The sequence below is a fragment of the Janthinobacterium sp. SUN026 genome, from assembly GCF_030397625.1.
Lineage (GTDB): Bacteria > Pseudomonadota > Gammaproteobacteria > Burkholderiales > Burkholderiaceae_D > Janthinobacterium > Janthinobacterium kumbetense.
Genome location: NZ_JAPQNU010000001.1, coordinates 1,116,097 through 1,127,881 on the forward strand (window position 1 = coordinate 1,116,097; position 11,785 = coordinate 1,127,881).

The window sequence follows — 11,785 nt, forward strand, 5'->3', positions numbered from 1 at the left end:
GATAGCCAACGCCAGTAAAAAGGGAGCCTTGCGGCTCCCTTTTTTTTATGCGCCGGCCAGTTCCACCGTCAGCCCCTCGTAGGCGAGGAACACTTGCAGGCCATTGAGGCGGCTGCTGTAGCGCCCCATCACGTCGGCAAACACGGCTTCGAGCTGCTCGTCGCTGCGCGTCGGTTCGTGGTGGGTGCAGTACAGGCGCCGGGCGCCGCAGCGCAGGGCCAGGTCGAAGGCGGCGTCGAAGGTGCCGTGGCCCCAGCCCTGCTTGCCCGGGTATTCCTCGCGCGTGTACGAGCAATCCATGATCAGCGCATCGACGCCGGCGACCAGCGCATCGATGCCGGCCTGGCGCTGCGCATTGCGCGCCGCGCAGGCAGCATGCTCGGCATGGCCGGGCGGATGCAGGTTGTAGAACGGTTCATGGTCGCCGCTGAAAAACAGCGCGGTGCCGCCGCAGTCGATGCGGTAGCCGAGATTGACGACAGGGTGATTCATTTCCGCGCCGCGCACGCGCGCGCCACCGACCTCGACGGCTTCGCCGGGCGCCAGGGTGCGGTACTCGATGCTGGCCGCCATGGCCGCTTCGCTGACAGGAAAATAGCTGCCTTGCAGCTGCACCGCCATCACGTGCTCGATGCCGCGTCCGCTGATGGCGTCAAAGGCGCCATGCAGGCGCATGCGGTTGCCGGCCACGAACAGGGGCGAAAACATGGGTAGGCCGTGGATGTGGTCCCAGTGGCTGTGCGTGATGAAGACGTGCGCGTCGACGGGCTCGCCCGGCGGCAGTTGCTGCGCCAGCGAGAAGATGCCGCTGCCCGCATCGAGGATGATCAGGCTATCGTTGTCGGTGCGTACTTCGATGCACGTGGTGTTGCCGCCATAGCGCGCCGTGCGCGGGCCGGGAGAGGGGATGGAGCCGCGCACGCCCCTGAACGTGAATTTCATTCAGTACCTTGTTACGGTGTAATTATTGTTGATTCTATTCTAATTAATGAGATTAGCGGCAACATTTATGCGTGTTGCAATACGGCAAGTTATTTCAGTTTGTTGCAACTAAGTAATGTACAGTGCGCAGGGTGGCCGTTACACTGGCGCTTGCCGACTTCCCCTTTTTTGCTTGCCCATTACCTGATTGCCACCAACATGCCTCAGTTGCACCCTGAGAAAATCGCCCACAGACTGGAGCAATTGACCGAACTCAGTGTCGCGCTTGGCCATGGCCTGGGCGGCGAAGGGCACGATATCGGCGCGCTGTTGCAGCGCATCGTGCTGCTGGCAAAAAGCATGAGCGGCGCCGACGGCGCCACCCTGTACCGGCCCATGGCCGGGGGCCGCCAGCTGGCGTTCGACATCAGCGTCAACGACAGCCTGGGCATCGCGCAGGGCGCCGACATGGGTTTGCCTGGCGTGCCCCTGTTTGACGATGTCGGCCAGCCGAACCTGGCGTCGGTGGCCGCGTATGCGGCGAACCTGCGCCGCAGCGTGAACATCGCCGACGTCTACCGCGACGAGGGCTTCAATTTTTCCGGCATGCGCGACTTCGACCGCCACCACGGCTACCACACGCAATCGATCCTGACGGTGCCCATGAGCGACCACGAGGGCGACCTGATCGGCGTGCTGCAACTGGTCAATGCCAAGGATGGCGAGACGGGCCAGGTGCGCGCCTTTTCCTCCACCGACCAGCGCTTCATTGAGGCGCTGGCCGCCCAGGCGGGCGTGGCGCTGACGAATCAGCTGCTCATTTCGCAGCTGGAAGAGCTGCTCGAATCGCTCGTTACGCTGATCAATATCGGCATCGATGAAAAGTCGCCATACACGGGCCGTCACTGCCAGTTCGTGCCCGAGCTGACGATGCTGCTTGCCGACGCCGCGCACGCCACGCAAACGGGGCCGCTGGCTGATTTCCGGCTCAGCGACAACGAGCGCAAGCAGCTGTGGCTGGCCGGCTTGCTGCACGACTGCGGCAAGATCACCACGCCCGTGCACGTGGTCGACAAGGCCACCAAGCTGGAAACCATTTTTGATCGCATCGCCCTGATCGACACGCGCTACGAAGTGCTGCTGCGCGACGCCGAGATCGCGGCCCTGCGCCAGCAGGCGGCTCAGCCGCAGCAAAAGGACGCCATCGCCCGCGCGCTGGCGCAGGAGCAGGCGGCGCTGCGCGAAGAGCGCGACTTCATCCGCACGGTGAATGTCGGCGGCGAGAGCATGGCGCAGGCCGACCAGGAGCGCGTGCGGCAGATCGCCAGGCGCCGCTGGCGCGCGGCCGATGGCGAACTGCGCGATTTCCTCGACGCCGATGAGACGGAAAACCTGACCATCCGCGCCGGCACCCTGACGGCGGCCGAGCGAGCCATCGTCAACAACCATATCAGCGTGTCGATCCGCATGCTCGAAGCGCTGCCGTGGCCCAAACACCTGCAGAAGGTGCCGGAATACGCGGGCGGGCACCACGAGCGCATGGATGGCAAGGGCTATCCGCGCGGGCTGACGAAAGAGCAGATGTCGGTGCCGGCGCGGCTGATGGCGATTGCCGATATTTTTGAGGCGCTGACGGCGCGCGACCGGCCGTATAAAAAGGGCAAGCCGCTGTCGGAATCCCTGCGCATCCTCGGCAATTTCAGCCTGAACGGGCATATTGACCCGGAGCTGTTCGACGTTTTCATCCGCAGCAAGGTCTATCTGACCTTCGCTGAAAAGCACATGCATCCGAGCCAGATCGATGCCGTCGACGAGGCGGCCATTCCGGGCTATACCCCTTGAAGCTTTCGCTGGCCTTGCGCAAGCATGGGGCGCGGTTGCTGCTGGGCATACTGCTGACCTTGGCGGCGGCCGTCCTGTGCCTGGCCGGCAACGACACTGTCGCGCGGCTCGACGCCATGCTGGGCGACTGGCGCATGCGTGCCGAGACGCCGCAGCTGGACCGCCGCATCGTCATCGTCGACATCGACGAGCAAAGCCTGGCCCGGGTGGGCCGCTTCCCCTGGAGCCGCGACATCCAGGCGCGCCTGGTGCGCCAGCTCACCGGCCATTACGGCGTGGCCGCGCTGGGCTTCGATATCTCGTTTCCCGAAGCGGACACCAGTTCCGGCTACGCCGTGCTGCAGGGCCTGGCGCGGGGCGAACTGGCGGGCGTGGCCGGCTTGCCGGCGCAGCTGGAAAAACTGCGCCCGGCGATGGATTACGATGGCCTGTTCGCCGAGGCCATGCGCGGCCAGCCCGTGGTGCTGGGCTACAGCGTATCGGAGCAGCAAAGAAAGGGCGTGCTGCCCAAGCCGGCTTTTACCGTTGCCGATTTGAACGGGCGCAGCGTCACGGCCTACGTGGCGCGCGGCTACGAAGCCAATATCGCGCCCCTGCAGGCGGCCGCGCAGGGCGCCGGCATCTTCACGGCGCTGACCGATGCCGACGGCGTGGTGCGCTCCTCGACCCTGTTGCAGCGCATCGGCGACGGCTATTATCCTTCGCTGTCGCTGGCCACGGTGGCCGTCTACCTGCAGGCGCGCGCCATCGCCCCCCGTTTCACGGGCACGGCCGATACCCTGTCGACGCGCGAACTGGCCAGCGGCGGACTCGAACACATCATGCTGTTTACGCCGCGCGGCGCGCTGGCGATCCCCGTGGGCGAAGCCCTGACCACCACGGTGCAGTACCGCGGCGCGGGCGGCCCCGATGGCGGCGCCTTCCGCTATGTGTCGGCGTCCGACGTGCTGGCCGGCGCGGTGCCGCCCGCGCTGCTCAAGGGCGCCCTCGTACTGGTGGGGACCACGGCGCCCGGCTTGAACGACATCCGCGCCACGCCCGTGAATGCCGAGTATCCGGGGGTGGAAGTGCATGCCAACCTGATCAAGTCCATGCTCGACGGGCGCTTCAAGGCGCGGCCCGACTATGCGCTGGCGTTCGAACTGGTGCAGATCGTGCTGTTTGGCCTGCTGCTGGCGGGTGCCCTGGCCATGCTGCCGCCGGCCGGCGTGATGCTGGCGACCGTGGGCGCGCTGGCGGCCGGCATCGCCATCAATCTGTACCTGTATGCTGCGCACGACCTGGTGCTGGGCGGCGCCGTGCTGCTGTTGCTGATCGTCGCGCTGTTCATCGCCAACCTGGCGTGGGGCTATTTTTTCGAGGTGCGCAAGGGACGCGCGCTGGTGGCCCGTTTCGGCGAATATGTGGCGCCCGAACTGGTCGCCGAAATGGCCGACGATCCGCAGCGCTACACCATGGAGGGCGAGAACCGCGAACTGACGGTGCTGTTTGCCGACGTGCGCGGTTTCACTGCCATTTCCGAGCAGCTGGCGCCGGCCACCCTGCGCGAATACATCAACGAATACCTGACGGCCATGTCGGAAGATATCCGCGACAGCCATGGCGGCACCCTGGACAAATACATCGGCGACGCCGTGATGGCGTTCTGGGGCGCGCCCGTCGCCTTTGCCGATCACGCCAGCCGGGCCGTGGCCAGCGCCCTGCTGATGCAGGGCAGCGCGGCGCGGCTGAACCAGCAGTTTTGCGCGCGCGGCTGGCCGGCGCTGCGCATCGGCATCGGCCTCAATACGGGACCCATGCATGTGGGCGACATGGGCTCGCGCATCCGCCGCGCCTATACCGTCATGGGCGACAGCGTCAACCTGGCCGCGCGCCTGGAAGGCGCCAGCAAGCTGTATGGCGTGGGCATCGTGGTGGGCGAGGCCACGCGCGGGGCCGCCGCCGCATTCCTGTACCGCGAACTGGATCGGGTCAGAGTGCAGGGCAAGCAGGAAGCCGTGGCCATCTTCGAGCCGCGCGGCCTGCGGGCTGATGCTACGGCCGCGGAACTGGCGCAGCTGGAACGCTGGCACGCGGTGCTGGCCTTGTTGCGCGCGCGCGACTGGGCGGCGGCCGGCGCGCAGCTGGCCCGCTTGCAGGCGGACTTTCCCGACGATGGCTTGTACCGGTTGTACGCGGCGCGCCTGGAACGCTATCGCAGCGTGTCGCCGCCAGCCGACTGGGATGGCGTGACAGAATTGCACAGTAAATAAGGCTGCCAGCGCGCCGGAAAATGCCCGTTATTGCGGCATTTTTATCACTGTGCGCGCACTGTTTGTTGCGTTGCGATAAAAATCAGGGAGAAATGTTAGAAATTTCTGACTGGAAACAAAAAGCCGTCTAAAATTTGTCTTCAATCCATTGCCGGACACGCTGGCGCCTGCGGGCCGCGCGCTTGTCCGGTTACACAAGAAATCCTTCACATGACATATCGTTTGGTGCACCTGCTTGCGGGTTCCGCGCTGCTGTTCGCCGTCGGCGCCGCCGGCGCTGCCGTTTCCATGGATGAAGCTGCTCCTGCCCTGCAGGAAGACGGCGTGCCGCGCTTTGAGATCCGCCGCTTCGACGTCCAGGGCAATACCCTGCTCACGTCGGCGCAGGTGCAAGCCTTGCTGGCGCCCTTTACGGGAGTGCAGCGCGATTTTTCCGACATCGCGCGCGCCGTCGAGGCGCTGGAGGCGGCTTACCGCGAGCGCGGTTACAGCGCCGTCCAGGTGCAGCTGCCGGAACAGGAACTGGAACGGGGCGTGGTGCGCCTGAGCGTGCTGCAAACGCCGCTGGGCAAGCTCGCCATCAGCGGCAATACCCATGTCGACGAAGCCAACGTGCGGCGCGCCTTGCCGTCGCTGCGCGAAGGCGAGACGCCGAACTTGCCGGCCTTGTCGCAAAGCCTGAAGCTGGCCAATGAAAACCCGGCGCGCAAGATCGAAGTGCGCCTGCAGGCCGACGAGCCGGCGGGCGCCATCGACGCCATCGTCACGGTGGCCGATGAACAGCCCTGGAAAGCCATGCTCAACGTGGACAATACGGGCAATGCGCAAACGGGCAAGACGCACGTGGGCGTGGTGCTGCAGCATGCCAACCTGTTCGGCCGCGACCATGTGGCCAGCCTGCAATACACGAGCAGCCTGGAAAAGCCGGACAAGGTGGGCGTGTATGGCGCCGGCTACCACTTGCCGCTGTATGCGCTGGGCGACTCGATGGATTTTTTCGCCAGCTACTCGAACGTCGATTCGGGCAGCGTCTCGGCCGGCATCTTCGACCTGGCCGTCAGCGGCCAGGGCAGCATGGCCGGCATCCGCTACAACCAGAACTTTGCCCGCAGCGGCGATTTCGAACCCAAGCTCGTGTACGGCATCGATTACAAGGCTTACCGCAACAGCGTGCAGCTGTTCGGCATGGAGCTGGGCGCCGACGTCACCGTGCACCCGCTCAGCGTCAGCTACATCGGCAACTGGACCTTGCCCACGGGCGAGACCAGCGTGGCCGTCACGTTCGCGCATAACATTCCTGGCGGCAAGCATGGCGCGCAAGCCGATTTCGACCGCGTGCGCGCGCATGCGAAGGCCGCCTACAACACGGTGCGCCTGAGCGCCAGCTCGGGACGCGTGCTGGCCGGCGACTGGCAATGGCGCGCGCTCGTCAATGCGCAAGTCACGCCGGACGCGCTGGTGCCGGGCGAGCAGTTCGGCGCCGGCGGCGCCGCGTCCGTGCGCGGCTTTGCCGAGCGCGAGGTGTCGAATGACTCGGGCGCCAGCCTGAACCTGGAGCTGTACACGCCGAACTGGTGCGGCCAGGCCCTCGGTTACCAATGCCGCGCGCTGGCCTTCTATGACACGGCCTGGCTGCGCCGCAACCATGCGCTGCCCGGCGAAAGCGCTTCGCAAGGCATAGCCAGCGGCGGACTCGGCCTGCGTTTGCTGCTGAGCCGCTACGCCAATCTGCAACTCGATTATGCCCATGTCGTCAATGGCGGCGACACGGGACAGCGCGATGCCAACCGCCTGCATTTCCGACTCGCCTTGGCTTACTAGTATCAGGATGAACACCATGCAAAACCACGCCCAGCACGCCTCCGTTTTCATCCTGACGCCATCATTTGCTCCGCCTTGTGCGCTACCCCTGCGCCGCACGGCGCTGGCTCTGCTGCTGGCCGCCTGCTTCGGCGCAGCGCAGGCCAACCCCGCCTTGCCGCAGGTGGTCCATGGACAGGCGACGTTCAACCAGCAGGGCAATGTGTTCTCGATCACGAACACGCCCAACACCATCATCAACTGGCAGAGCTTTTCCATCCATGCGGGCGAAATCACGCGCTTCATCCAGCAAAACGGCAATAGCGCCGTACTCAACCGCATCACGGGACAAGACCCCAGCAAGATCCTGGGCGCGCTCGAATCGAACGGCAAGGTCTTCCTGATCAATCCGAACGGCATCGTCTTCGGCCAGGGCGCGAAAGTGGACGTGAATGGACTGGTGGCGTCCAGCCTGGGCATGACGAACGAGGATTTCCTGGCCGGCAAGCGCCAGTTCACGGCGGGCGGCGTGGCCGGTGCCGTCGGCAATGCGGGCACCATCAACGCGGGCAAGGGCGGACAAGTGCTGCTGATCGCGCCGAACGTGGAAAACACGGGCATCATCACGGCGCCGAACGGCGAAGTGATCCTGGCGGCCGGGCGCAGCGTGCAGCTGGCCGACCCCGGCAATCCGCAATTGCGCGTGCTGGTGTCGGCGCCCGCCGACCAGGCGCTGAACCTGGGCCAGATCATCGCCCAGGGCGGCAGCATCGGCATGGCCGGCGCACTGGTCAGCCAGCGCGGCGTGCTCAACGCGAACAGCGCCGTCGTCGGCGACAATGGCAGGATCGTCCTCAAGGCCAGCGGTAAGGTGTTGCTCGAAGGGGACAGCGTGACCAGCGCCACGGGCGCGTCGGGCAAGGGCGGAGACATCCAGGTGCTGGGCGAGCAGGTGGGCTTGCTGGGCAATGCGGCGATCGACGCCAGCGGCGCCACGGGCGGCGGCACGGTCTTGCTGGGCGGCGATTACCAGGGCAAGAACGCGGCCGTGCAGAATGCGCGGCAAGTGCTCGTCGGCAAGGATGCCAGCGTCAAGGCCGATGCCATCGACAGCGGCAACGGCGGCAAGGTCATCGCCTGGGGCAATGAATCGGCGCAGGTGCACGGCAGCATTTCCGCGCGCGGCGGCGCGCAAGGCGGCGACGGCGGCTTCGTGGAAACCTCGGGCCATTCCCTGGCCGTGGGCGGCATCCGTGTCGATACGAGCGCACGCCGCGGCAAGCGCGGCAGCTGGCTGCTCGACCCCTACGATATCGATGTGGTGCAGGGCGGCGGCGGCAGCCTCGGTGACGTGGACGAGTTTGCCGAAGGTCCGCCCTCCAGCAGCACCAGCATCGGCGCCGATGTGATTTCCAACGCCAACAGCAACGTGACCTTGCAGGCCCAGCACCGCATCAATTTCAGCAGCGCCGTCAATATGCTCCATCCCGGCATCGGCCTGAGCGCCACGGCGGGCGAGACGATCAATGTGTATGCGGCCATCAGCACCAACGGCGGCAATGTGATCTTGTCGGCCAACGACGCCAGCAGCGGCGCCGCGTATGGTTCCGGCGCGAATATCCACCTTAACGCGCCGATCACGACGAACGGCGGCAATGTGTCGCTGTCCGGCGCCAGCGTGGCGGGCAGTGGCGTGGTCAGCGTCGGCAGCGGCAACCTGTCCCTGCGCGCCAATTTCGCGGGCGGCGAAATCAACCTGACGGGCGGCGGCGCGCGGCTGACGGGCAGCGGCACCGGCGGCCAGACGGTGACCTTGCAGGCCGACAGCATCAGCCTCGGCGGCACCCTGAATTTCGGCGGCACCGGCGGGCGCGCCAGCGTGGCGATCAAGCCCCTGAGCAGCTCGCGCCTCATCGACCTAGGCAGCAAGTCCGGCGGCGCCCTGGGCCTGGACGCGGCCGAACTGGGCGGCATCTCGGCATCCTCGCTGACCATCGGCGACGGCAGCAACACGGGCGGCATGCGCATCTCGAATGCGATCAATCTGGCGGGCGACCTGCGCCTCAATTCAGCTTCCCCCATCACGGCCACGGGCGCCGTCACGGTAGGCGGCCTGTTTGCCCTCGACGGCGGCGCGTGGATGCAAAATGCGCCTGGCCTGGCCGCTTTCTCGGCCAGCCGCTTCGCCATCGCGCCGGGCGCCAGCTTCCTGCGCGTGAGCGGCGGCGACGGCAGCACGGTCGCGCCTTACCAGATCGTCGATATCTACGGCTTGCAAGGCATCGGCAGCCTGGGGCTGGGCAACAACTATCGGCTGATGGGCAATATCGACGCCAGCGGCACGACCAGCTGGAACCAGGGCGCCGGTTTTGCGCCCATCGCCGGCGGCGATGGCGCAGGGTATGCGGGCATGTTCGACGGCGGCGGTTTTGTCATCAACGGTCTGTACATCAATGCCCTGAACCCGACCGTCAGCTCCGGCGTGGGCTTGTTCGGCAAGGTGCAGGGGGGGACGGTACGCAACCTCGCCCTGCAAAATGGCAGCGTGGCGGGGGTGAACAATGTCGGCGCGCTGGTCGGCCTGAATATCGGCGGGACGCTGGACACGGTGCACAGCAGCGCCGCGGTCAGCGGCGCCAGTGCCGTCGGCGGCCTGGTCGGCAGCAACGGCGGCACGCTGCGCAATGCCAGCGCCAGCGGCAGCGTCGCGGGCATCAATGCGGCCAATGGCGGCAGCATCGGCGGGCTGGTGGGGGCAAACCTGGCCGGCGCCAGTATCGATGCTGCCTACGCCACGGGCGACGTGACGGGAGCGCGCGACAAGGTCGGCGGCCTGGTGGGGAACAATGACGGCGCCATTTCCCAGTCCTACGCCACGGGCGCCGCCCGCGGCGCGGCCAATATCGGTGGCCTGGCGGGACGCAATGGCGGCAGCATCAGCGACGCCTACGCCACCGGCGCCGTCGGCGTGTCGGCCGATGGTGACATGGCGGTGCCCCGCGCAAACCTGGGCGGGCTGATCGGCTGGAGCGTGGCGGGCAGCAGCGCCAGCCACGTCTACAGCAGCGGCGCCGTAACCGGCAGTGGCTTTGCGGGCGGCACGGTGGGCGGGCTGGTGGGCCGCGCCGATGTGGGCGCGGGCATCGCGTTCGGTTTCTGGAACTATGAGACGGCCGGCATCCTGATGGACCAGGGCGGCGCCAGCGGCCGCACCACGGCGCAGATGCAGCAGCAGGGCAGCTTCAACGATTTCAATTTCAGCAGCGTCTGGCGCATCTACGATGGCTATACGACGCCGATGCTGAAGGCGCTCCTGAAACCGCTGCAAGTGAATGTCACGGACAATGCCAGCGGCAAGGTCTACGATGGCCAGCTGGCCGCCTTCCTGGGCACGATAGGCTACGTGGGACTGCTCGACGGCGACGCAGGCGTGAATGGCAGCCTCGGCTATGGGAGCAATGCACGCAATGTGGGCACCTACGGCCTGACGGGGCTGTGGTCGACCAAGTACGACATCACCCTGGGCGGCACGACCACCTATGCCATCACGCCGCGCATCCTGACGGTCGGCATCGGCGGCAATGGCAAGGTGTATGACGGCAACCTGGGCTATGACGGCGCCACCTTCGTGCTGGGCAATGTGGTAACGGGCGACAATATCAGCATCAGCGGCAGCGCCGCCTTCCTCGACAAGAACGCGGGCGGCAGCAAGGCCGTCCACGCCAGCGGCCTGACCCTGGATGGCAATGAGCTGGGCAACTACAGCCTGGCCGCGACGACGGCGGACGGCACGGCGGCCATCACGGCGCGCATCCTGAATTATGGCGTCTCGGGCGCGCAAAGCCGCGTCTACGACGGCACGTTGCAAGCGGCACTGAATGGCTATTTTGAAGGCCTGGTGGCGGGCGACCAGGTCGGCATGGCCGGTTTGCTGGGCAGCTTCCGCGACAAGAACGTGGGCAGCGGCAAGAGCGTCGACTACCAGGTGGCGACGGGTCGCCTGACGGGCGCCGATGCGGGCAACTATGTGCTCAACGATTACACGGGCAGCACGACGGCCGATATCACGGCGCGCGTCCTGAACGTGAGCTTTAACGGCATCAACAAGACGTATGACGGCACGACGACCGCGCAAGTCGGCTTCGGCGACGACCGCATCCAGGGCGACGCCTTGAGCGTGAGCGGAAATGGCTCATTTGGCAATAAGAGCGCGGGTGCGGGAAAAACCGTCACCGTGACGAATGTGGGGCTCGATGGCGTGGATGCGGGCAACTATGTGCTGAGCGCGAATGCAGGCAGCACCACGGCCGATATCGGCGCGCGCACCTTGCACGTGAACTTTAACGGCGTCAACAAGACGTATGACGGCACGACGACCGCGCAAGTCGGCTTTGGCGATGACCGCGTCCAGGGCGACGCCTTGAGCGTGAGCGGCAATGGCTCATTTGGCAACAAGAACGCGGGCACGGGAAAAACCGTCACCGTGACGAATGTGGGGCTCGATGGCGTGGATGCGGGCAACTATGTGCTGAGCGCGAATGCAGGCAGCACCACGGCCGACATCGGCGTGCGCACCTTGAACGTGAACTTTAACGGCGTCAACAAGACCTATGACGGCACGACGGCCGCGCAAGTCGGCTTCGGCGATGACCGCATTCAGGGCGATGCCTTGAGCGTGAGCGGCAATGGCTCATTTGGCAACAAGAACGCGGGTGTAGGAAAAACCGTCGCCGTGACGAATGTGGGGCTCGATGGCGTGGATGCGGGCAACTATGTGCTGAGCGCGAATGCAGGCAGCACCACGGCCGACATCGGCGCGCGCACCTTGCACGTGAGCTTTAACGGCATCAACAAGACGTATGACGGCACGACGGCAGCACAGGTCGGCTTTGGCGACGACCGCGTCCAGGGCGACGCCTTGAGCGTAAGCGGTAATGGCTCGTTTGGCAACAAGAACGCGGGCACGGGAA

General features: G+C 65.9%; 5 protein-coding genes. 4 read left to right on the forward strand and 1 reads right to left on the reverse strand.

What is annotated here, in order from left to right; translation table 11 throughout:
* Positions 1 to 45 precede the first annotated feature (45 nt).
* Entirely contained in the window at positions 46 to 942 is an 897-nt protein-coding gene (locus OX459_RS05115) for an MBL fold metallo-hydrolase (protein WP_289904081.1), read from the reverse strand.
* A gap of 198 nt (positions 943 to 1,140) precedes the next feature.
* Here OX459_RS05115 and OX459_RS05120 point away from each other — a divergent pair, with 198 nt between their 5' ends.
* From OX459_RS05120 to OX459_RS05135, 4 genes are all read left to right on the forward strand, one after another.
* Positions 1,141 to 2,763, forward strand: coding sequence for an HD family phosphohydrolase (locus OX459_RS05120; RefSeq protein WP_289904082.1), 1,623 nt, complete (start codon positions 1,141 to 1,143; stop codon positions 2,761 to 2,763).
* The gene (locus OX459_RS05125) at positions 2,760 to 5,015 is read left to right on the forward strand and encodes an adenylate/guanylate cyclase domain-containing protein (RefSeq protein ID WP_289904083.1); all 2,256 of its coding nucleotides are present in this window, start codon (positions 2,760 to 2,762) and stop codon (positions 5,013 to 5,015) included. The genes OX459_RS05120 and OX459_RS05125 overlap by 4 nt, the downstream gene beginning before the upstream one ends.
* Positions 5,016 to 5,225: 210 nt before the next feature.
* Entirely contained in the window at positions 5,226 to 6,836 is a 1,611-nt protein-coding gene (locus OX459_RS05130; RefSeq protein ID WP_289904084.1) for a ShlB/FhaC/HecB family hemolysin secretion/activation protein, read from the forward strand.
* 16 nt (positions 6,837 to 6,852) lie between these two features.
* A partial coding sequence (locus OX459_RS05135; protein ID WP_289904085.1) for a YDG domain-containing protein occupies positions 6,853 to 11,785 on the forward strand: 4,933 nt, incomplete at its 3' end.